Raw genomic sequence first — 22,803 nt, 5'->3', positions numbered from 1 at the left:
GGCTACTCCTCCCCTCGGGCGGCGGCCAGCGCCTGGGCCAGCGTAAAGTTGCCCTCGTAGAGCGCACGGCCGGTAATGGCGCCTTCAATCGCGCCCTCACCCACCGCGGCCAGTGCGCGGATGTCGTCGAGCGTCGAGATGCCGCCCGAAGCCACGACGGGAAAGCCCGCGACCTCGGCCACATGGCGATACGCCGCCACATCGATACCCGTCTGCATGCCATCGCGCGCGATGTCGGTATACACCAGATGCTTAAAGCCCAGCTCGGAAAGCTGCGCCACGGCATCGTCGAGCGCCACACCTGCGCCGTCGCGCCAGCCGTTCACCTTGACCTGACCGTCGCGCGCGGCGATGTCTGCCACCAGCAACTCGCCAAAGCCTTGGGCTGCCACTTCGGCAAAACCCGGCTCGGTCACCAGCACGGTGCCCAGCGCGATACGGCATGCGCCGTAGCCCGCCAACTCGTCGATGCGCGCAAGCGAGCGGACGCCGCCGCCCACGTCCACGGACAGACCGTCGACGCCGCAGATGGCCTTAATCGCCGCCGAGTTGGCAGCGCGTGCGCCCTCGTCCTCGCCAAAGGCAGCGGACAGGTCGACGACGTGCACCCAGTTCGCGCCCTGTTCGGCAAACGAGCGGGCAACGGCCACGGGGTCGTCGGAATATACCTTGCAGCGACTGCGGTCACCGCGCTCCAGGCGCACGACCTTGCCGCCGATCAGATCGATTGCGGGAAACAGGATCATCGGCCAACCTCCTCGACGATGCTCACAAAGTTCTTAAGGATGCGCTGACCCAGCGCGGAGGATTTCTCGGGATGGAACTGGCAGCCCCACACGTTGCCATGGCGCACGATGCACGGGAAGCTCCGCGTATAGTGTGTGCACGCCAGCACATCGGCGGCATCGGCGTCGTCAGCCACCGCGTAGCTGTGGGTGAAGTACATGTTGGCACCCTCGGCAAAACCGGCAAGCAGCGGATCGGCCGCACCGGCGGGCGTCATGTGCACCTGGTCCCAGCCCACGTGCGGCACCTTCAGTCGGCTCGACCCCAAGCGCGTGCACGAACCGCGCATAATGCCCAGGCCATCGACCCAGGGACCGCCAGCCTGCTCGGGGGCGCTGCCGTCGGCGACCGCGCCCTCGTCCGCAGGCACGCCCTCGTTGCCGCGCTCAAAAAATAGCTGAAGGCCCAGGCAGATGCCGAGCAGCGGAGTTCCGGCGGCAACGGCGTCGAGCACCGCGTCCGCCTCGCCGCTCTGGCGCATAAAGGCGATCGCGTCATAGAACGCACCCACGCCCGGGATGACCAGGCCGTCGGCGCGGCGGATCTGCTCCGGGTCGTCCGACGTGCAGGCGGCGGCACCGGCGCGCACAAGCCCGCGCACGACGCTCGACAAGTTGCCCTTGTGGTAGTCGACCACCACGATCTTCGGTTCGCCCACGCGACCCTCCTTTTTCCCATTCAAAACCTGCCAAAAAGGGACAGGTTTATTTTGGTCGGTTAAACGTTCACCCACCGTATGAGACAACATTTCCGCAGATAAAACCTGCCAAAATAAACCTGTCCCTTTTTGGCAGGCTACAGCGAGCCCTTGGTGCTGGGGATGCCCTGCACGCGGGGATCGAGCTCGCAGGCGTGGCGCATCGTGCGGCCCACGGCCTTAAAGGCGGCCTCGATAATGTGATGCGAGTTGCCGCCTGCGAGCTCGCGCACGTGCAGCGTGAGCTTGGCATCGCGCGCAAAGGCATAGAAGAACTCGACGGCCAGCTCGGTATCGAAGCTGCCCACACGTTCGGTCGGCACGGGCAGCTCGCAGTAGGCCTGGCCGCGACCCGAAATGTCCACGGCGGCCATCACGAGCGTCTCGTCCATGGCAATCGCCGCGTCTGCAAAGCGCGTAATACCCGCCTTGTCGCCCAGCGCTTGGCAAAACGCCTCACCCAGCACAATGCCCGTGTCCTCGACGGTATGGTGCGCGTCGACCTCCACGTCGCCTACTGCATGCACCGTCAAATCAAACAGGCCATGGCGGCCAAAGGCGTTGAGCATGTGGTCGAAAAACGGCACTCCGGTCGAGATATCGCACACGCCGCATCCGTCCAGGTCGAGTTTGACAACAATATCGGTCTCCCCCGTCTTGCGGGTCACCTCGGCATAACGGCTCATCTACATCTCCTCCTTCACCAGCGCGGCAAACGCAGCCAGCACCTCATCGTTTTCCTGCGGGGTGCCCACGGTAATGCGCAGACAGTCCGCAAGCCCCGGCGCGTAGCTAAAGTCGCGCACCAAAATCGAATACTCGTCGCGCAGGCGCTCACGCACGCGCGTAGCATGCGGCGTGCGCACGAGCACAAAGTTCGCTGCACTCGGCCATGCCTCCACGGGCAGACCCCCGGCAGCCATTGCGCGCAGGGCACACAGTTCGCGCTCGCGCTCGGATGCGACCTGTGCCACCACGGGCGCATACGCATCGCGGGCGCGCACGCAGGCAAGCGCCGCCGCCTGGCTCAGCACGTTGACCGAATAGATCTGGCGAATCGCCGCGAACACGTCGATGACCTCGGGCGCCGCAATCACATAGCCCAGACGCGTGCCGGCGGCGCCAAACGCCTTGGACAGCGTATGCAGGATCACCAGGTTGGGATGCTCGGAGATAAGTCCCTGCGCTGTGGTGGCCGCGCCAAACGAATCATCGGCAAACTCCACGTAGGCCTCGTCGACCATCACCATGCCGGGGCACGCATCGCACAGGGCCGCGACAAAGTCGAGCGGCGCCACATCACCCGTGGGGTTATTGGGCGAGGTCACAATGGCCAAGTTGCACTCGGGCACCGCCGCGAGCACGGCAGCCTGGTCGAGCTCAAAGGTCGCCGGGTCGCGCCACACGTCGCGCACCTCGGTCTGGCAGAGCGACGCAAAGAACGCATACTCGCTAAAACACGGTGGGCAGTTGAGCAGGGTCCGCCCCGCGCCGCCAAACGCCAGCAGGTAGTTATAGAGCAGCTCGTCGCCGCCGTTGCCCACGCAGATATTCTCGCGCGCCACGCCATGCCAAGCGGCAAGCTCGTCGCGCAGGTCGTTCGACATGGGATCGGGGTAGCGGTTGAGCGGCGTGGCAGCCAGGGCGGCGTCGACCGCCTCGCGCACGCCAGCCGGCACGGGATAGGTGTTCTCGTTGGCCGAAAGGTTGATGCGCGTGGGCGTAAAGTTGGGGTTGTAGGGCTCAATGCCAGCCAAGTAGGGCTGGACGAGCTCCTTCATGCGAGACGTCAGCTCGGCCATATTAGGCCTCCTCGCCGGTCGCGCCAGCGCCATCCGCGCTTGCAGCCGCTAGGTCCACACCCTCGGCGACCGTCGCCACGGCGTCGCCCGGCCAGGCGACCTTGGTCAGGTCGGCCGCGGCCAGAGACTCAGCACTCACGGCACCCTCGCCCTGCTCCAGCACACGGCGACGCAGCGCGGCGGAAAGCGCGTGCGCCCACAGGCCCTCGGCCTCGGCCAGGCGCTGCGTCGCGGGAGCGTCCGAGAGCAGGCCCTCGGGCGTATAGCAAATGACGCTCGAGCGCTTGACGAATTCTTCGACCGAAAGCGGGTTGGAGAACATGGCCGTGCCGCCGGTCGGCAGCGTGTGGTTGGGGCCGGCAACATAATCGCCAAGCGGCTCGGAGCTCCAAGCGCCCACAAAGATGGCGCCGGCGTTGCGAATGCCGCCGAGCAGGCCCATCGCATCCTTGCAGTGCAGCTCCAGGTGTTCGGGCGCCACGGTGTTCACCGCCTCGACGGCAGCAGCCATATCGGCGGCCACCACGATGGTGCCCTCGTTGTCGAGCGAGGCGCGCGTGATCTCGGCACGCGGGGACTGTGCCACCAAAATGTCGATACCCGCCTCGACCTCGCGCGCAAACTGCTCGTCGCAGGTCACCAGATAGCAGGCTGCTAGCGGATCGTGCTCGGCCTGGGCCATCAGGTCGGCCGCGACCACCATGGGCTTGGCCGTGGCATCTGCCAGCACGCAGACCTCGGAGGGACCGGCGACCATGTCGATGCCCACGTCGCCCGAGACAATCTGCTTGGCCGCGGCAACAAAGGCGTTGCCCGGACCGGTGATTTTGTCGACGCGAGGAATGGTCTCGGTACCGTATGCCAGCGCGGCCACGGCCTGGGCGCCGCCCACCATATAGATTTCGTCCACGCCGCCGAGCTTTGCCGCCGCGAGCGTGTAGGGACTGATCAGGCCATCTTTTTGCGGCGGGGTCACCATGACCACGCGCTCGACGCCGGCGACCTTGGCGGGAATGGCATTCATGAGCACCGTGGAGGGATACTGCGCGCGACCGCCCGGCACGTAGATGCCGGCCGCCGCAAGCGGGGTCACCTTAACGCCGAGCATGGTGCCATCTGCACGCGTGGTAAACCAGCTCTGCTCGACCTCGCGCTGGTGGAACTCGCGAATCTGGCGCGCAGCCTTCTCGAGCGCCGCGACAAAGGCCGGATCGAGGCCCTCGAGCGCGGCATCGATCTGCTCTTGCGGCAGACGGAAGCTCTGCAGCTCAACACCATCAAAACGCTGGCAGTAGTCGCGCACCGCGGCATCGCCGTTGGCGCGCACGTTGGCCACGATATCGCGGGCGGCGTCGACGATGTTTTGCGGCAGCACGCCCTTACGGTTGAGCTGGTTGGTAACGAGACGCTCACCGGGAGCAAGCTTGATAGTCTTCATATCGGTATCCCCTATCGATCGAGGTTGTGTTCGAAAAACGAGAGGCCGGGCGGCGGCGCCCATCGGCCCGCAGCCCAGACGTTGGGGCGCCCGTGCGTGCTCGCGCTATTGTGCCGAGCCCGCAACAGGCTCAAAATGCTTATCCTTAACGGCCGCCGCCAAGCGATCTGCCAGATTGCGTACGCGCGGATCCAAGCGAGCGGCACCCGGGTTGACAAAAAAGCGCGCCGTGCAGTCCATAATGCGGCCGGTGATGACCAAATCGTTGTCGCGCAGCGTGGCACCCGTAGCGGTAATATCCACGATGCGATCGGTCATGCCGACGATGGGGCCCAGCTCGATGTTACCGTGCAGCGAGACGATATCGGCGTTCACACCGCGCTCGGCATACCAGGCACTCGCGATGCGCGGATATTTGGTAGCCACGCGAAGCGACCCGCGGCGGGCATAGTTGCGCTCGGCCTGACCGGCGCGCCACGCGGGCTCCGCCTCGATAAAGGTGCACAGGCCATAGCCCAAGTCGACCAGCTGCAGCAGGTTGAGGTCGGCCTCGATGAGCGAATCCCAGCCGCAGATGCCGCAATCGGCGCCACCGCAGCCCACAAAGGCGGGCGCATCGCTGGGTCGCACGATAACAAACTCGATATCGCCGACCGTGCCCTCACCGGCACGCGTGTCGCGACCGCGCACAATCAGGTGACGGCCGGGGTCACGCAACTCAGAGACGTCCAGGCCCGCGGCCTCGAGCACGTCGAGCGTGTCAGCCTTAAGCGAGCCCTTGGGCACGGCAATGCGCAGCGGACCCTCGGCGCCACGGCCCGCGGCGTGATCGCCGTCGGAAGCAGCGTCCTCTGCCGAGGTACGCGCGGCCTCCAAACGCTCGAGCGAAAAGGCGAAGCCCGCCGCCGGCACCTCGATGCCGCCGCCAAATGCACCGGTAAAGATGGAGTCGTAGCGTCCGCCCGAACCGACCGGATCGGGCAAGCCACCGGCATAGGCCTTAAAGACCAGGCCCGTGTAGTAATCGAAAGAGTTCATAATGGAGAAATCGAACGACAGCACCTGGGCGTCCTCGGGAGCCAAACCCTCGACCAGGGCACGCAGCTCGCGCGTCGGCGGCGCGGCGATACCGGCGGCCTCCAGCAGCGCGTCCACGCGGTCGAGCACCTCGGCACCACCGTGCAGGCGCGGCAGCTCGCTAATGGCGGCCTTGACGGCATCAGACTCGGTGCTGGCAGCCACGCGGGCATCGAGACCCACAAAGTCGTTGGCATGCACGCAGCGCAGGGCCTCGGCTGCCAGCTCGCGATCCTCGCACACCGCGAGCAGCTCCTTAAAAGGACGCACGCTACCTGCGATAATACGAGCATCGGGAAGCGCCAGCTTACGCACGGCCTCGGCCACCAGCGAAACAATCTCTACATCGCCCGCGGTATCGCCCGCACCGATAAGCTCAAAGCCCAGCTGCGTAAACTGACGCGAGCCACCGGCATTGCGCTGGCACTCGCGAACCACCGGCGCCTCGTAGCGAAGGCGCAGGGGCAGATCGGCCGCACGCATGCGGGTCGAAACCAGGCGCACGATCGGCAGCGTGTTGTCGGGACGGACCACCAGCAGGCGACCGTCGTCATCAAAGAGCTTAAACGGCGTGTCCGCAATGCGGCCGCCCTCCTCGAGCGAACCCTTGTCCTCGAGCAGCGGCGTCTCGACCGGAAGGTAATGATGCTCCCTTAAGCAGCCCTTCACCGTATACGCGATCTCCTCGCGTGCCTGAGCCTCCTCGGGCAATATGTCCCGGAATCCCCACGGTGTGGCCGTCATCTGGTGAGCCTCCTCATGCTGTGTTTCTTATAGAACAGAAGACCGGCATAGCTCCGCCGGTCTTCTGGGTACTTTAGCATACTAGAGTGCTTGCGGGGAGAACCGTCCCCCTCGGCTCACAGCGTATTCATTTGGAAACAATGGAGGAGGCACATCCCGCCCGCCGGCCAAAAACTGGGATGCGGTTTCCGGTTGAGACTTCTGGCGGAAACTGCGCCCCGAAATTACAGTCCAGAACGGGATGCGGTTTCCGGTTGAGGTCTTCAGCGGAAAGTGCGTCCCGGAATTTGGGCTTGGAATGGGATGTACTTTCCGGATAGGACCGCATACGGAAAGTACATCCCATTCTGGAGGCTCATTCCGGGACAGGCTTTCCGGTTGGGCTTCAAGCGGAAAGTCTGTCCCATTTCTCAGAGAGCGCCAAACTAAAATTCGCCAAACGCCAGCTCGGCGCCCTGTCCCACTTAGGCGCCAATCGCACGACGATACTCTGCCATTACCTGCGCATCGGCAGCTGCGGGGTCGGCAAAATAGCGCCAGTCATAGGTCTCGGCCGAAACAACTCCGCGATAGCCGCGCGCCACCAGCCTATCCAGGTCGGCGCGCATATCGCGGTCGCCGTCACCCCAGGCAAGATGCGTCGTGCCGTCTGCCGCAACATCGACAAAATGCACGTGGGCGACATCATCGCCAAGCAGATCGAAATAATCGTCGATGGTATCCCCTGCCACCGCCATAGCGCCCAAATCCAGACACGCCTTAAGTGCCGGATGATCAACTGCCTCGATCATGCGCTTCGTGTCGGCCGCCGAGTTCACGATCATCGACTCAACCGGCTGTAGGGCCTCGAGCACCAGTCGCACGCCGCGCTCTCCCGCATGCTCGCCAATCGCACGCAGCATCGAGGCGCTGCGACCCCACGCGTCCTCGATCGGCTCGTTCAAAAATGCCCAGCCGCTCGAGACCATGACCTGCTCGGCTCCAAGTTCCGTCGCGATATCCACAACGTTCTTAAAGTACGCGAGCGTGCGGGCGCGCGCCTCATTCCCGCGCGCCGCGATATTCCACGGCTTGGGGTTGTTCTGTTCGGGACAAAGCCCCACAATCCGAACCCCATACCGCTGTGATAGCTCCCGCACCTGCTCGAGCGAATCGTATCCATGGCAATCGACATACAGATGCATCGCCCCGGTCCAAAGCTCGCAACACGTGTAGCCCGAGGCCGCTGCCGAAGAAAAGAACTCCTCAAGGTCAAAATAACGATGGCTGATATTCATGGCGGCAAGCTGGGGATAGCTCATAATTACTCTCCAACCTAAGCGAGGCCCCGTTCCATATAGGAGCGAGGCCCAATTACACAAACGTTATTTGCTCTTAGTAGTCGAACTGGTGATAGTAGCGACGGTAGTTGAGGTTGTGCTTGGTGACCGTCTCGTAGTAAGCGGCAAGGCGATCGGTGATCAGCGAGGAGAGGATCCACGGAGACACGATGACGCGGAACTCGTCGTCAAGGCCGGGGATCGCGAACTCGGCGGTGTCGATGACGTTGACGTCGGTGTCGCCGGTCACGCCGCGGGTCAGGAAGGCGCGGACGCGCTCGTCGAGCTTGCGGTTCTCGTCCTCGCCCATGAACAGGAAGACCGGGACGCCGGGCTCCACGAGCTCGAGGGTGCCGTGGAAGAAGTCGGCCGAGGTGATGTAGCGGGTGCGCTTCCACTGCATCTCCTCGAGGATGCACATCGAGAAGAGGATGGTCTCGCCCCACAGGGCGCCGGAGCCGATGAACATGGTGTAGGGGGCCAGGGCGTACTTCTTGGCGAGCTCCTCGGCGCGCGGCTCGAAGCGCTTGCGGATATCGAGCATGTCCTTCCAGATGTCCTTGGTCTGCTCGATGAACAGGTCGAACTTGGGGAAGCAGCCGCGGCGGTTGAGCAGGCGCAGGCCGAAGCAGTCGGCGAGGTAGTAGCCCATCTCGCAGCCGCCGTTACCATGATCGGAAGCCATCTTGACGCAGTTCTCGGCACCCACAGCCTGGCCGATGGGGCCCTCGGGCTTGGTCATGGCGTAGACGCGCACGCCCATGCCCTTCATCTTCTTGACGGCCTCGAGGACCTCGGGGGTGGTTCCGGACTCGGAGGCGGTGAGCACGACGGACTTCTCGGTCATGCGCTTGTGGCCCATGACGTTCCACTCGGCGGCGTGGATCAGGTAGACCTCGAGGTCGCGGTCGCCGAACTTGTTCATGAGGTACTCGAGCTGCATGAGCTCGTCCCAGGTGCCGCCGACGCCCATCAGGAACACGGCGTCGTAGCCCTCGTCGGCGACCTTGTCGGCGAGCGCGGTCATCTTCTTGCCGGTCTCGTAGAGCGCCTTGCCGTCCTCGAGGTAGCCCTCCTGGTCGAAATGCATGATCTCGATCTTCTCGGTTTCCTTCATGGCTTTTCCTTTCTGTCCTGCACGCAACTCTATACATCGCGTTTATTTTCGATACCAATTATAGACATACACCTAACGTGTTTTTAATACCACTTATCAATCTGTTCCAATCATCGGTGAACGGTCGAAATTCTCTGGTGAGTGGTATTAAATTAGAATTGAATGTATAGCTAACGCCTCTGGCGCCTCCCTTGTGTGACAAAGAACAGCGTTCCTACCAGCGCAATAATGGTCGATGCTCCAAACAGTACCGTCTGGACGCCCAAAGCCTCCGCCAAAAACGGAGCCGCCAGCAGCGGCAGCACGCCGGCGCTCATCAGGCCAAAACGCACAAAGCCGGTAATGCGCCCCAGGTATTTGATGTCGGCGCGCTCCTGAATCAAGATCATCTGCAGCGGTTCCAGGAATCCCCAGGCCAGACCGTTAATCGCTTGACCGATAATCGCGACCCCCAGCATATCGGTGCCCACGTACACCATGGACCCAATGCCCACGGCCATGAGCGCGCCGAGCAACAATCGCAGGTTGACATGGCGAGCAGAAAGCTTGGTCAGGATGAACGCGCCCACCGAGGAAGTGAGGCCCACGACCGAGGACAGCCAGCCCAGCCAGACGATATCCACGTTGAGCACATCGCGGTAGAACAACGACTCCAGCGAATCGAACGCGCCAAACGCAAAGAAACCCAAAAAGCCCGAGATAAAGATGAGACGCAGATCGTGGTCGCGAAACGTAAGTCGCGCGCCCTCGGCCATGCCGCCCAGAATACCGCCCTTCGGCTTCTCCCCTTTTGCGGGAGCAACACACTCGTGACAGCCCAAGGAAAGCACGGCCGCCACACCCATCATGCCCGCCATAAGCAGATAGACCGATTGCGTGGCAAAACAGCTCACGATGGCACCACCGAGCAGCGGGCCAGCGGTATAGGCGATATTGCTGTAGAACACCATGAGGCCGTTCACGCGGGTACGGCCCTCGGTGGTCGACTCCAGGTATCCCGGAAACGCATGCGTGCAGGTGTTGATAAAGCCGCCCGCAAGTCCCAAGACGCACGCGGCAAACACAAGCCCGGGGACAGACAACGGCGCCAACCCCACGCCAAGCGATAGCACTGCCGTAATCACGCACGTCACAAACGACGTCCGGCGCGGTCCAAAGCGGTCGATGACCGAACCCGACACCATATTGCCCACCGACGTCATAAGATTGCGCGCGAGCGTAATGGCGGCAACCAAAAAGGCCGTGCCAGCCAGATCATACGTGGCCGCACCGATAAGCCCCAAAAAGTAGACCGCGTTGTTGGCGCACCACTGCAGGGACTCAATAAGAATCAGCCTGACCTCCGCCGGCTTCAGGCGCATTGCTTCGCGATCCTTCGCGAACATACGAACTCCTTTTACATAAAAAAGGGATGGAGGGCATAGGCCTGCTCCATCCCCTTTCCAGGTTGCAACGAAAATCTATGCAGCTGGGCCCTTACGCCAGCACGCCGAAGAACGCGCCGACGATGCCCACGGCCATGGTGGCCACGATCAGCACCATGGGGTTGATCTTCTTGGACAGCAGCCAGTAGTACAGCCAGAAGGCGAGCATGCCGAGCATGCCGGGCATGATGCCGTCCAGGATGTCCTGGAGGGTCTGGGCGTCCTCGCCCGAGCCGATGGCCACCGGGATGCTGGCCCAGAACATGTCCTTGCACATGGCGCCCACGACCATGACGCCCACGATTCCCACGCAGGTCATGATCTTCTGCATGAGGCCGGTCCTCTGGGCCTCGTCCAGGAAGCCCACGCCCAGCTCGTAGCCCTTGACGGCGCCCCAGATGCGCAGCGCGAAGCCGGGGACGTTGTAGATGAGCAGGAAGGCGATGGGGCCGAAGGGGTTGCCGGCCTGGCACAGGCTGATGCCCACCGCGGCGGCGACCACGCGCAGCGTCGACAGGAAGATGGAGTCGCCGATGCCCGACAGCGGGCCCATGAGGGCGGCCTTGACGTCGTTGACGCTCTCGGGCTCGATCTCGCCGCGGGCGACCTTCTCCTCCATGGCCATCGCGATGCCGCCGACGAACGGGGCGAACTGGACGGTGATGTTGAAGAACGCGCAGTGGCGGTGCAGGGCCTCGGCGTAGTCGTCGGGGCGGCCGGCGTAGATCTTCTTGAGCATGTTGGCGACCATCAGGCAGAAGGCGATGTTCATCTGCTTGTAGTAGGTCCAGGAGAACTCCATGCCCAGGGCGCCGGTGTTGACGGCGCTCTTGATGAGGTCGGAGCGCGTGATCTTGTTCTCGGGACTAGAAGTCATCGTCCTCATCCCCTTCCGCGGAGAGCTGGGGCTGGGCTCCGCCCAGGCCGAGCAGGTCGAACTTGTCGATGCCGATGATGATGGCGATCAGGGCGACGCCCAGGACGGGCACGTTGGCGTAGGAGCACAGCAGAAAGCCCAGGAAGTAGAAGGGCACGAGCTGCTTGGTGAGCACCAGGCGGCCGAGCATGGCGAAGCCCATGGCAGGCAGGATGTTGGCGGCAACGCCGCAACCGTCGATGATGAAGGGCGGGATGAAGTCGAGCAGGCCCTGGATGGCGTCGGAACCCAAATAGAAGGCGCCGCCGCACAGCAGGAAGTACTCGACGCAGCCCCAGATTCCAATTCCCCAATGAACGGCGTAGATGCCTTTGAGGTTTCCCTTGAGGGCGAACTTGTCTGCCATATCGACAAACACAGGGAACAAGGCATTGGTAATGTTGCCGATCGTCAGTGCAAGGACGGCGATGGGCATGGCGAGCGCGATGGCCGTCTCGGTACCCTGACCGAGCTGAATGGCAAACGCGCAGGCGAGCACGCCGCCGACGGTTTCGTTAGGCGGCACGTAGGCGCCGATGGAGATCGAGCCCATGAACAGCAACTCCAGGCTGGCGCCAACGGCAAGGCCAGTCTGCAGGTCCCCCAGCACCAGGCCCACGAGCGGGCACAGGACGATGGGGCGGAACGCGTAGAGGGTGCCGAGCTGGTAGTCGAGGCATCCAAACGCTCCGACTAAGCCGACGAGTATTGCTTGGACAAGCATAATTCCTCCCAATAAGGAATCTCGAACCGTCGTCACTCCCGTCGCGCGCGTTGTTGATATCAATTCCGGGAGTTCGATTCCACGGCTCGAAGCGTACCTGGTGTGCTGCTAACACCCATGCCAGGCACAAATGATTTGATACCAATTATAGGTATGCAGGTTCTTACTATTTAATACCACTCGCTCAGCGGAGTGTTTTTTACCGTAAACGGCAGACGTATCCCGTCAGGCGCGCTCTTTGTTTCGATGGAGGACAAGCGTCACCAGAAAGCCATCGCCAAAGGCATCGGATGCCAAGTTGGCCATAATCACCAAAACGATAATCGCTGCGCCCAAAAACTCGTTCCAGCGAAAGACCTCGCCAAAGAGGAGCGCCGACCAGCAGGGAGCGAGCACGACCTCACTCATGCAAACCAAGTTGGCCGCAAACGCGTTGGTGCGCGCAATCCCCTTGGCATACAGCACACTCGCAAGGCCGCTGCAAAAAAGGCCATGCACCAGCATAAGCCCCCACTCAAAGGGTTTCACGGAGCCTAGGTCGCCGGCAAAATAGACGATCGGAAGTATCGAGATGCCGCAGGAGATGAGCGAGGACACCATAGGCGACGCATCGGGGCGAGAGTTTAAAAAGAAACACAGCCCAAAGGTGGCGCCCGAAATGACGGCAAGCAGATTTCCGAGCATGCCCTCGGCACTCAAATCACCTAAAAAGAAAAGTCCCATACCCGTAAAAGCAACCACCACGGAGGCAATCTTCGCAGGCGAGGGCAACGTGCGAGTTGCGAGCGATTGATACACGATAACGAAAATCATCGAGGTGTACTGCAGAACGATCGCGTTGCCGACCGTCGTGAGCTGGTTGGCAAAGTTAAACGTGGTGCCCGTCACGAAGTTGCAGACGGCCACAAGGACAATAAGACGGCTGACGCGAAAGACGGGCCTGCCGACGAGCAGGATAAAGAGCGCCATAAATATTGCCGTAACGGCACCGATCAAAAGAGCTGACTGCGAATTGGCGCGAACGAGGATGCCGATAAAACTCCACAAGAGCGCCGTGCCAAATAGATACATCGCCCCGCTCACGCCATTATCGGGTGGATTGTCAGATCGAATCACGAAGCACCTCCAGCTAGCTTTCGGTAATAAAAAACGGCGACCGCAATGGGTCGCCGTTTCCCTTGGGGGCAGAATAGAACGCAGGAACCTACGCCAGCACGCCGAAGAACGCGCCGACGATGCCCACGGCCATGGTGGCCACGATCAGCACCATGGGGTTGATCTTCTTGGACAGCAGCCAGTAGTACAGCCAGAAGGCGAGCATGCCGAGCATGCCGGGCATGATGCCGTCCAGGATGTCCTGGAGGGTCTGGGCGTCCTCGCCCGAGCCGATGGCCACCGGGATGCTGGCCCAGAACATGTCCTTGCACATGGCGCCCACGACCATGACGCCCACGATTCCCACGCAGGTCATGATCTTCTGCATGAGGCCGGTCCTCTGGGCCTCGTCCAGGAAGCCCACGCCCAGCTCGTAGCCCTTGACGGCGCCCCAGATGCGCAGCGCGAAGCCGGGGACGTTGTAGATGAGCAGGAAGGCGATGGGGCCGAAGGGGTTGCCGGCCTGGCACAGGCTGATGCCCACCGCGGCGGCGACCACGCGCAGCGTCGACAGGAAGATGGAGTCGCCGATGCCCGACAGCGGGCCCATGAGGGCGGCCTTGACGTCGTTGACGCTCTCGGGCTCGATCTCGCCGCGGGCGACCTTCTCCTCCATGGCCATCGCGATGCCGCCGACGAACGGGGCGAACTGGACGGTGATGTTGAAGAACGCGCAGTGGCGGTGCAGGGCCTCGGCGTAGTCGTCGGGGCGGCCGGCGTAGATCTTCTTGAGCATGTTGGCGACCATCAGGCAGAAGGCGATGTTCATCTGCTTGTAGTAGGTCCAGGAGAACTCCATGCCCAGGGCGCCGGTGTTGACGGCGCTCTTGATGAGGTCGGAGCGCGTGATCTTGTTCTCGGGACTAGAAGTCATCGTCCTCATCCCCTTCCGCGGAGAGCTGGGGCTGGGCTCCGCCCAGGCCGAGCAGGTCGAACTTGTCGATGCCGATGATGATGGCGATCAGGGCGACGCCCAGGACGGGCACGTTGGCGTAGGAGCACAGCAGAAAGCCCAGGAAGTAGAAGGGCACGAGCTGCTTGGTGAGCACCAGGCGGCCGAGCATGGCGAAGCCCATGGCAGGCAGGATGTTGGCGGCAACGCCAAAGCCAGCAAGGACAAAGTCGGGGATAAAGTCGAGCACGCCCTGGATAGCGTCAGCACCCAGATAGAACGACAGCGAGCACAACAGGAACGCCATGATGATACCGGTGGAACCGATCAGGAAGTGCATCGCATAGACGCCCTTAAGGTTGCCCCGGGCAGAGAAAACATCGGCGCGGTCAACCAAAATCGGCAGGGCGGCGTTGAGGATGTTCTTGATGGCAAGGCACAGCGTGGCGATGGGCATAGCGAGCGCGATGGCTGCCTCGGTGCTCTGGCCCAGCTGGATAGCGAAGGCACAGGCGAGCACGCCGCCGATCGTCTCATCGGGCGGCACGTAGGCACCGATGGAGATTGAGCCCATGAACAGCAGCTCCAGGCTCGCACCGATCGCGAGGCCGGACTGCAGGTCCCCCAGCACCAGGCCCACGAGCGGGCACAGGACGATGGGGCGGAACGCATAGAGCGTACCGAGCTGGTAGTCGAACTTACCAAACGCGGCGATAAGTCCGATGAGGATTGCTTGGGTAAGCATACATCCCCCTTTCCTAATAGGACACTACGAAGAACCCGCAGGCTCTTCGAAATTAAACGCCTAGAGCACGCTTGCGCAGTCGACCTTGGGGTCGTCGGCCAGAGGACGAATCTCGACCTCGACGCCGCGGCTCAGCATCTCGCGCACATCGGCTTCCTCGGCCGCAGTCAGGAAGATCTGACGAGAGACCTGACGAGCATCGGGGCGCTTCTCGTCCTTGGGCTTGGTGTTGCCCAGGTTGACCGACTTGATCTGCGGGCAGCCCTCAACAAGCTGCTTTGCCTCAGCGATGGTGGCGACGCAGATAATCATCTTGTATTTGTCAGTCACACCCGAGTTAATGGCCTCGATGGCATTCGCCATATCCTTGATGACGAGCTTGCAGCCGGCAGGCTTGCCCATCTTGAGCGTCGTCTTCCACACCGGGTCGTTAGCGACCTTATCGCCCACGCAGAAGATGCAGTTGGAGCCGAGGCCCTGAACCCAGGAAACTGCGACCTGGCCATGAAGCAGGCGATGGTCGACGCGAAGTAGCTGAATCATAATGTGACCCCCCAAAGGTCTTGTGCCGTCTTACGGCGTGTCAGTAGGTGCTGCGGATTAGAACTCTTCTTCCTCGTCGTCATCGACCAAAAGATCGTTGACAAACTTCACGCGCGTATCGTCCGCAGCGACGATGGTGCGAATCGTCTCTTCAACCGGCACCGACTCGTCAGAGAACAGCAGCTGAATGAGCAGAGGAAGGTTCATGTTGGTAACGAGGTACGTGCGGGGGCGCGTCTGGACGATCTTGGTGAACTCGTTGTTGACGCTGCCGCCAAAGAGGTCGGTGCACACGACGACATCATCGTCGGCAGCCATGCCTGCCAGCAGTTTTTGGGCCTCCTCGGCCACGTCCATGCGGTCATCGACGAACATCGAAAGATCGTGGACGTTGTCGCGAGCGCCCGAGAGTAGCTCGATGCTCTCCTTGATGCCGGTAGCGAAGTGCGCATGGCTGGCGATGATGTACTGTCTCATTCTGTGTTCCTCTCAATAGCCCGGCGCGTTCCCGCACCCGTTTTCTTTAGTAGTCGAACTGGTGATAGTAGCGACGATACTTGAGGTTGTGCTTGGTGACCGTCTCGTAGTAGCGAGCCAGGCGGTCGGTAACGAGCACCGTCAGAATCCACGGGGACACGATGACGCGGAACTCGTCGTCAAGGCCGGGGATCGCGAACTCGGCGGTGTCGATGACGTTGACGTCGGTGTCGCCGGTCACGCCGCGGGTCAGGAAGGCGCGGACGCGCTCGTCGAGCTTGCGGTTCTCGTCCTCGCCCATGAACAGGAAGACCGGGACGCCGGGCTCCACGAGCTCGAGGGTGCCGTGGAAGAAGTCGGCCGAGGTGATGTAGCGGGTGCGCTTCCACTGCATCTCCTCGAGGATGCACATCGAGAAGAGGATGGTCTCGCCCCACAGGGCGCCGGAGCCGATGAACATGGTGTAGGGGGCCAGGGCGTACTTCTTGGCGAGCTCCTCGGCGCGCGGCTCGAAGCGCTTGCGGATGTCGAGCATGTCCTTCCAGATGTCCTTGGTCTGCTCGATGAACAGGTCGAACTTGGGGAAGCAGCCGCGGCGGTTGAGCAGGCGCAGGCCGAAGCAGTCGGCGAGGTAGTAGCCCTTCTCGCAGCCGCCCGAACCATGGTCGGAAGCCATGGCGACGCAGTTCTCGGCGCCGACGGCCTGGCCGATGGGGCCCTCGGGCTTGGTCATGGCGTAGACGCGCACGCCCATGTCCTTCATCTTCTTGACGGCCTCGAGGACCTCGGGGGTGGTGCCGGACTCGGAGGCGGTGAGCACGACGGACTTCTCGGTCATGCGCTTGTGGCCGGAGACGTTCCACTCGGCGGCGTGGATCAGGTAGACCTCGAGGTCGCGGTCGCCGAACTTGTTCATGAGGTACTCGAGCTGCATGAGCTCGTCCCAGGTGCCGCCGACGCCCATCAGGAACACGGCGTCGTAGCCCTCGTCGGCGACCTTGTCGGCGAGCGCGGTCATCTTCTTGCCGGTCTCGTAGAGCGCCTTGCCGTCCTCGAGGTAGCCCTCCTGGTCGAAATGCATGATCTCGATCTTCTCGGTTTCCTTCATTTGTCTCTCCTTTCTGGGGTTGTCTTCACATCCCCCATGCCAACGGGCATCAAAACCCGCTTACATTCCGTAACACTCAGCCGCTTTGGCCTTAAGCGCATTGACTGACTCTTCGTAGCCCTCTGCCTTGACCTCCATTTGCTTGGAGACGGCATCGAGATACGGGTGCACGTCCCATGACTTCAGACGCTCGGCGATCATGGCCGCAATCGTCTGGAAGAACACAAGATTGGGAATTGCGCTGAGCAGCGGAGCCACCTGAGGCACCACAACCTCGTGAGCCTTACCCTTGGGATGGGCCGTGAGCAGCACCGTTTTTGCCGTAACGTTCGATAGCGCATCGGCGATATTCGCAAGACGCTCCGACCCCTGCGGATCGTCGACGATAAACACCAGATAGCCCGGAACAATCTGCATCTCGGGACCGTGGACGAACTCCTCGCCTTCGTGGTGCATGGCAGGAATCTTGATGGTCTCGCTCAGCTTGAGCGCCGCCTCCTCGGCAACACCGTAGTTGGGTCCGTTGCCGACGACCATGGCGGGCGTGTGCTCAGAAAGATCGAGCATGTGGTCTTGGACATATGCCTCGGCGGTCTTGCACATCACGGCATTGGCATGGATAGCCTCGCGCAGGTCGTCAAGACGCTGGGCAACGCCCCTGGCGTCAATCGTTCCGCGCGCCTGACCGCCGTAAATACCAAAGAGCACCAGGTACTCAACGAGAACCTCAACGCCCAGAGTCACAAAGTCCACCGACTCGACGCCCACACCGTAGTCAAGAACGATGTCAGTGTGCTCCTTGATGGGTGCCTCGACGTTTGCCGTGAGCGCAACTGCAGCCATATCGTGTGCGCACATGTAATCGAGCGCCGCAATCGTATTGGTTGAATAGCCGCTCTGCGAGACGGCGATGTTGAGCGCATGCTGTGGATAGGTGTGTTCAAAATCGACGAAGGCCTCGGGCGTCACAACGGACACCTGCATCTGCAGCGCATCTTGCAGGTAATCGCGGGCGCAATCCGCAGCATGGCGCGACGAACCCGAAGCAACGATGCGCAGCGCGTCAAAAGAACCGGACTGGAAAATATCAACGAGCTGCGCTACCAGCTCAGACGAACGCTCGAGGTTCTCTCCCATACGCACATGGGCAAGCTGAACGTAATCGAGCATCTTCATCGTCTCACCTCGTAACAAATCATTAGTATTTGATACCAATCACAGTTACAGGTTACGGCTTTTTGATACCTCTTTGTCGATTAATTTATCCCCTTCGGCGAACGGTCGATTTTGAGCCATGTAAGGTTGTATATACAGTCGGTCAAATTGCCCAAACAGACCGGCTGTTACCGCGTGCGATGCAAAGCCCCAGCTAGTACGTATAGGTGTAGCCGCCCGCATCGCCACGATTGAAGGACTTTACATACTCGATAGCCTGACCGCTCGCGTCATAGCTCACGCATTCCAAAAGCAAAACAAGATCCCCTTGTTCCAAGCCAAGCAAGCCCGCGTCGCGTGCGCCCACCGCCTCGATATCGAGCTTCTCCTGAGCCATGACCGGCTTTCGGCCTAGCATCTCATAGGTCTCGTACAAGCTGAAGACCGACACGTCAATATCTTCGATTGTGGGAAACAGCCGGCACGGGATGAACGCCATCTCAATCGATACGGGATCGCCGTTGACGCAGTTCAAACGCCGAATCGAATACAACAAATCGTCCTCGGCAATGCCAAACAGGTTGGCATAATATGGGCCCGCATAACGCTTGGAACGCGCGAGGATACGGACGGACGGCTCGCCGCCCGAAGCACGAACCGACTCGCGAAAGCCTCCTGTTCGCTCGTAGGCAACGGGTACTTTCTGCGCCACAAACGCGCCCTTTCCGCGGACGCGTCGAATCTGCCCGCGCCGAACCAGCTCATCGACAGCGCTTCGGATGGTCAAGCGTGTCGTACCAAATTCCTCGGCGAGGTCTTTTTCGGACGGAATCATGGAACCCGTGGGATATATACCGCGCTCGATACGTTCCTCGATGCGGCGTCGAATGCGCATATAAACCGGGGTGGCATCTACTGTTTCAGCCATTGTTCACCTGCCACGCTTCTCATTCCGTTCTTTTCGCCGTTATCGGCAAAGCGGAACTTTGTGGGCAAAATCACCGATTTGCAATGCTCCACAAAACGCATGTCCTTATCAAATTCGATCGAGCTCTCATAGAACACCGGCGTTCCCTCTTCTTGCTGGAGCAGCTCGGCCTCCTCGACGTTCAAACGCGAGATGGAGATATGCTCACGTCCATGCTCAACACGCACGCCACCTTCTTTGAGCAAGACATCGTAAAGGCTCTCGCACTCAAAATCGTGCTCGGTAAGCGATGGGCACAGGGACAGGTTAACGTGAGCCGTCTCGATTGACGCCGGCTCGCCCTCAATAAGTCGAACGCGCTGCATGCGGAGCAAAGGAGCGCCTACAGACACCCCAAGCTTGTCGGCAAGCGCCTCATCCGCCTCGATGGTCCCGGTGGAAACCAGACGAGAAGAGGGGTGCAGGCCGGCAGTCCGCACAGCATCGGAGAAGTTATACGTTTCCTGGAAGATGTTCAGCGGCTTGGGAGGACACACATACGTACCCGATCCGCGACGGCTCTCGAGCGTTCCACAAGAGATGAGCCGCGTGATACCGGCGCGCAACGCTGTACGCGAAACGCCGATCTCTTCGCACAGCACGCGCTCGGCCGGCAGGCGATCGCCGCCGGCAAGCTGGTGGTGCTGGATATACCAAAGAATTCCCTCAACAGCACGATCTTTGGGGGGAATTGCATAAGATTCGCCTGCCATTGCACAGACTCCTCATTCAGAAACGTATGCCGCCAAAATTAGACCAGCCCTCCCATGGCATCAAATTCGGCCTTGATCTTCTCGGCAACATTCCGATACGACTTATATAGACTTGAATCGCGTTTGACTTCGTCGGTCATAACGGGAATCTCTAATTTGGAAACCTCGTCTTTTCCCGTCTGAACCGCCACAACAACGCCCATACCAAGACACATATTACGCTTGGCAGCGTTTATTTTCGCCGCCTTGGCAGGATTTGCCAGGATACGCTGGGCAAATTCCTGTTTTGAGACCACTTCCTCGGCCTCCGGATCGCCCGCCTCGGCCACTTCGCACTGCAAAACGTCCGCATAGTCAAAGATCTTCGGCTGCGCACCGCGCTGATGCACGGCCCACTTGCGACGCGTGGCATCCTGGTAGATGGCCGGCAAAAACGTAAACCGCGGCGGGTCCAAAATAGTATCCGTGATGGTAAACACATCGGGATCAAAGGCGTCCTGCGGGTTTTTCTTCTTGAACAGCCCCATATCAGCCTCCCGTACTAGCATTAAACAACTCAAGCCGAATATAGCACCAATTTCAAGCTGTTACTTTAGTTCATCGGTGCATGGCACGTAAAACTCGCCCAGCGGAAGAGTTTACAGACGAGGGCCGGGGCGGCATCAGCAAAGTCTCCATTACTTAAAAATAATCAGACCCCGCATATCGAAACGGTCGAGCGCGCCCGCCCCAAGCGCGGCATCCATCTATGGACGAAATAGCTCTTCCAGAGTGCCCTTGACAGCATGGGCAAGCGCCTCATGGCCCTCGGGAGTCAAGTGGATATGGTCGACGGGGCTTGGATCGCAGACGCCGGCGGCATCCAGGAACGCGCACGTCTGCTCTTCCGCAATCACGCGATAGGACCGCGCCACCTCATGCGAGACCCGAACCGAATGATCGCCAAACGACGAAAGGACCACCTTATCCACACCTTTGCCAACATGCGGCGGGGAGACGATCAAGACCTTGGGCGAGGGGCACCCCACCGCCCAAGGGAAACGTTTGACAGCGAGCACAAGCGACTCGATGCCGCGAGCGATATCGTTTGCGGATAGATTGAAGCAGGTCTTCATGTCGTTAGTCCCCAGCATCAAAACCACGCAATCGATGGGCTGCGCGCTGGCAAGCGCAACCGATATATCGTCCAAACCGCACAAACCGCCCTCGAACGGGTCGCGATGAACCGTGGTCCGGCCGCATAGGCCCTCTTCGACAATCAGCCACTCCGGTCCCAGCAACCCCTGCAGCACGCCCGGCCATCGCACATCGAACGGATAACGAAACCTCGTCCCGCTCGCAACGCCCTCGGGATCGTATCCATAGGTGTTGCTGTCACCAAAACACAATACCGTTCTCACGCTCATCGCGCCCTCTTCCATCTCTCGGGACCCCCGCTCACCGTGCCGCGACGCCCCGTTTGCGCTCTCCGCCATCATCCGACGCTCGCTCCAAGCTCGTGCATAAGGTCGCTGTTCCTTTGGTACAGCATATCGAACACCTTTCGGCGCTCCCGATAAAGCGCATGGACAGCCGGATCGGGTGCCACCACCCCGCCCGCACCGACACGCTCGACAAGCTCGTCCCAGTCCGCGCACGCGCCGTCAGCCAGCGCCGCCATCAGCGCGTCCCCAAAACATGCACCCATCGTCACGCGCGCGGTACGAACCTCTTTACCGCATGCGTCCGCGATCGCTTGCAGCCATACGGGATTCTTGGTACCGCCGCCCACCGCCATAAGACGTTTGATGGCAAGGCCGTGCTCCCGTTCCAAGATATCCACATGCGCCGCCACGGTGAAAGCGATACCCTCCAACGCCGCGCGTGCCACATGCCCGCGAGTATGCCCGACCGTGAGTCCAAACAATACGCCGCGCGCCAAGGGATCGTTCAAGGGGGTGCGCTCACCCGCAAAGTAGGGCAGGCAGATCAGACCATCCGCTCCAGGCGGAACCTCGGACGCCTCGCGCGCCATGACCTCGAATGCGTTCGGTCCCCCAGAAAGCTCATCGGCCAGCGCATCTCGGTAGAACTCGTCCCTAATCCACTTGGTCAGCGTGCCCGCGGTATTCGTTCCCGCGCAGATTCCATACGTACCGGGAATGATAAAGGTCCCGGGCCACAGCCTGGCATCTTCCACCATGCGATCGCTGATATAGATGAAATAACAGCTGCTTCCCATCTGAACCATCAGGTCTCCGGGCACCGCCACACCCGTTGAGATCGCCTCGGCGCCGGAATCCCCGGTTCCGACCAGCACCGGCGTCCCGGCGGCGAGCCCTGTCTCGGCGGCGGCCTGTGGCGTCACCGCGCCCGCGATATCCGTGGCGCTCATGACCTCCGCCATCTGATCGGGACGGCAAAACCCCTTACAGCCCTCATCATCCACTTCCCAGGTCTCCCGGTTATACAAGGGCAGGAAGTCCTCCGCAAGATATCGATCGATGCAGAATCGTCCGGTCAGCTTCGCGCAGAGATAGGACGATGCCGTCAGAAACTTAGCGGCGGCGGTGGCAATCTCGGGCATGTTGTCATAGAACCACATCACTTTAGGGGCTATGTCGGACGAGCAGGGATCGTGTCCCATCATCTCCCTCGCCCGCTCTTCGCCATACGCCGAAAGAATCTTTTCGATCTGGGGCTGGCTCCGCGCATCGACTCCATAGAGAATTGCCGGCGCGAGCGCGCGGCCCTCGCCATCCACCGATACGCAATCGCACCCCAGCGCCGAGAATCCCACGCAGCCGATAGATGAGGGCTCGATACCCATACGTGCGATGATCTCATGGGAGAGCTTGCAGAAATCCCCCCACCAGACCTGCTCAGCATCATGTTCGAACCAACCGGGACGGGGATTGCGGGTCTCGTGCGAGCACGCGACGGAGCACACCACGTTGCAGTCGGAATCTATGAGCACACCCTTCGATTCGCCCGTACCGATATCGATGCCCAAATAATACGTCAT

At 61.2% G+C, this 22,803-nt stretch carries 23 protein-coding genes; all 23 read right to left on the bottom strand.

What is annotated here, in order from left to right; all coding sequences use genetic code 11:
- Positions 1–2: 2 nt before the first annotated feature.
- Positions 3–746, bottom strand: a complete 744-nt coding sequence (locus ACTQV4_RS02790; protein ID WP_441569246.1) for a HisA/HisF-related TIM barrel protein — start codon at positions 744–746, stop codon at positions 3–5.
- On the bottom strand, positions 743–1,444 hold the full coding sequence (locus ACTQV4_RS02785; protein WP_441569245.1) for an imidazole glycerol phosphate synthase subunit HisH: 702 nt from the start codon (positions 1,442–1,444) through the stop codon (positions 743–745). Before ACTQV4_RS02785 ends, ACTQV4_RS02790 begins: the two co-directional genes overlap by 4 nt.
- A 137-nt stretch (positions 1,445–1,581) precedes the next feature.
- The gene (gene hisB / locus ACTQV4_RS02780; protein ID WP_427795451.1) at positions 1,582–2,169 is read right to left on the bottom strand and encodes an imidazoleglycerol-phosphate dehydratase HisB; all 588 of its coding nucleotides are present in this window, start codon (positions 2,167–2,169) and stop codon (positions 1,582–1,584) included.
- Positions 2,170–3,285, bottom strand: coding sequence for a histidinol-phosphate transaminase (gene hisC / locus ACTQV4_RS02775; RefSeq protein WP_441540183.1), 1,116 nt, complete (start codon positions 3,283–3,285; stop codon positions 2,170–2,172).
- Between the two features lies 1 nt (position 3,286).
- Positions 3,287–4,723, bottom strand: coding sequence for a histidinol dehydrogenase (hisD, locus tag ACTQV4_RS02770; RefSeq protein WP_152067999.1), 1,437 nt, complete (start codon positions 4,721–4,723; stop codon positions 3,287–3,289).
- Positions 4,724–4,828: 105 nt separating this feature from the next.
- Positions 4,829–6,544: an ATP phosphoribosyltransferase gene (hisG, locus tag ACTQV4_RS02765; RefSeq protein WP_441540182.1), complete on the bottom strand. Its 1,716-nt coding sequence runs from the start codon at positions 6,542–6,544 to the stop codon at positions 4,829–4,831.
- Positions 6,545–7,008: 464 nt separating this feature from the next.
- A complete protein-coding gene (locus ACTQV4_RS02760) occupies positions 7,009–7,845 on the bottom strand; it encodes a sugar phosphate isomerase/epimerase family protein (protein WP_441062947.1) in 837 nt (278 codons plus the stop codon).
- Positions 7,846–7,918: 73 nt separating this feature from the next.
- A complete protein-coding gene (locus ACTQV4_RS02755; protein WP_441560743.1) occupies positions 7,919–8,980 on the bottom strand; it encodes an SIS domain-containing protein in 1,062 nt (353 codons plus the stop codon).
- Positions 8,981–9,150: 170 nt separating this feature from the next.
- Entirely contained in the window at positions 9,151–10,365 is a 1,215-nt protein-coding gene (locus ACTQV4_RS02750; protein WP_441540180.1) for an MFS transporter, read from the bottom strand.
- Between the two features lie 91 nt (positions 10,366–10,456).
- Positions 10,457–11,290, bottom strand: coding sequence for a PTS system mannose/fructose/sorbose family transporter subunit IID (locus tag ACTQV4_RS02745; RefSeq protein WP_427719852.1), 834 nt, complete (start codon positions 11,288–11,290; stop codon positions 10,457–10,459).
- The gene (locus tag ACTQV4_RS02740; RefSeq protein ID WP_035137735.1) at positions 11,271–12,044 is read right to left on the bottom strand and encodes a PTS mannose/fructose/sorbose/N-acetylgalactosamine transporter subunit IIC; all 774 of its coding nucleotides are present in this window, start codon (positions 12,042–12,044) and stop codon (positions 11,271–11,273) included. Before ACTQV4_RS02740 ends, ACTQV4_RS02745 begins: the two co-directional genes overlap by 20 nt.
- A 225-nt stretch (positions 12,045–12,269) precedes the next feature.
- A complete protein-coding gene (locus ACTQV4_RS02735; protein WP_427719853.1) occupies positions 12,270–13,160 on the bottom strand; it encodes a DMT family transporter in 891 nt (296 codons plus the stop codon).
- Positions 13,161–13,248: 88 nt separating this feature from the next.
- Positions 13,249–14,082, bottom strand: a complete 834-nt coding sequence (locus tag ACTQV4_RS02730) for a PTS system mannose/fructose/sorbose family transporter subunit IID (RefSeq protein WP_427719852.1) — start codon at positions 14,080–14,082, stop codon at positions 13,249–13,251.
- A complete protein-coding gene (locus ACTQV4_RS02725; protein ID WP_427794525.1) occupies positions 14,063–14,836 on the bottom strand; it encodes a PTS mannose/fructose/sorbose/N-acetylgalactosamine transporter subunit IIC in 774 nt (257 codons plus the stop codon). Before ACTQV4_RS02725 ends, ACTQV4_RS02730 begins: the two co-directional genes overlap by 20 nt.
- 60 nt (positions 14,837–14,896) lie before the next feature.
- Entirely contained in the window at positions 14,897–15,379 is a 483-nt protein-coding gene (locus ACTQV4_RS02720; protein WP_427719850.1) for a PTS sugar transporter subunit IIB, read from the bottom strand.
- A gap of 57 nt (positions 15,380–15,436) precedes the next feature.
- Positions 15,437–15,856, bottom strand: a complete 420-nt coding sequence (locus ACTQV4_RS02715; protein ID WP_427719849.1) for a PTS sugar transporter subunit IIA — start codon at positions 15,854–15,856, stop codon at positions 15,437–15,439.
- Positions 15,857–15,902: 46 nt separating this feature from the next.
- The gene (locus ACTQV4_RS02710; RefSeq protein WP_441540179.1) at positions 15,903–16,964 is read right to left on the bottom strand and encodes an SIS domain-containing protein; all 1,062 of its coding nucleotides are present in this window, start codon (positions 16,962–16,964) and stop codon (positions 15,903–15,905) included.
- 60 nt (positions 16,965–17,024) lie between these two features.
- The gene (locus ACTQV4_RS02705; protein ID WP_441540178.1) at positions 17,025–18,140 is read right to left on the bottom strand and encodes an SIS domain-containing protein; all 1,116 of its coding nucleotides are present in this window, start codon (positions 18,138–18,140) and stop codon (positions 17,025–17,027) included.
- Positions 18,141–18,333: 193 nt separating this feature from the next.
- On the bottom strand, positions 18,334–19,047 hold the full coding sequence (locus tag ACTQV4_RS02700; protein ID WP_427719867.1) for a GntR family transcriptional regulator: 714 nt from the start codon (positions 19,045–19,047) through the stop codon (positions 18,334–18,336).
- On the bottom strand, positions 19,032–19,799 hold the full coding sequence (locus tag ACTQV4_RS02695; RefSeq protein WP_441055349.1) for a GntR family transcriptional regulator: 768 nt from the start codon (positions 19,797–19,799) through the stop codon (positions 19,032–19,034). Before ACTQV4_RS02695 ends, ACTQV4_RS02700 begins: the two co-directional genes overlap by 16 nt.
- A gap of 38 nt (positions 19,800–19,837) precedes the next feature.
- A complete protein-coding gene (locus tag ACTQV4_RS02690; protein ID WP_441540177.1) occupies positions 19,838–20,326 on the bottom strand; it encodes a hypothetical protein in 489 nt (162 codons plus the stop codon).
- A 219-nt stretch (positions 20,327–20,545) separates the two neighbouring features.
- Positions 20,546–21,220: an SGNH/GDSL hydrolase family protein gene (locus ACTQV4_RS02685; protein ID WP_441560749.1), complete on the bottom strand. Its 675-nt coding sequence runs from the start codon at positions 21,218–21,220 to the stop codon at positions 20,546–20,548.
- A gap of 53 nt (positions 21,221–21,273) precedes the next feature.
- Positions 21,274–22,803 carry an FGGY-family carbohydrate kinase gene (locus tag ACTQV4_RS02680; RefSeq protein ID WP_441540175.1) on the bottom strand — a complete coding sequence of 510 codons (1,530 nt, stop codon included), beginning with the start codon at positions 22,801–22,803 and terminating at the stop codon, positions 21,274–21,276.

This window comes from Collinsella sp. LCP19S3_B11, from assembly GCF_052121915.1.
In the GTDB taxonomy this organism is placed as follows: Bacteria; Actinomycetota; Coriobacteriia; order Coriobacteriales; family Coriobacteriaceae; genus Collinsella.
This window is presented reverse-complemented; position numbering and strand designations above follow the sequence as displayed.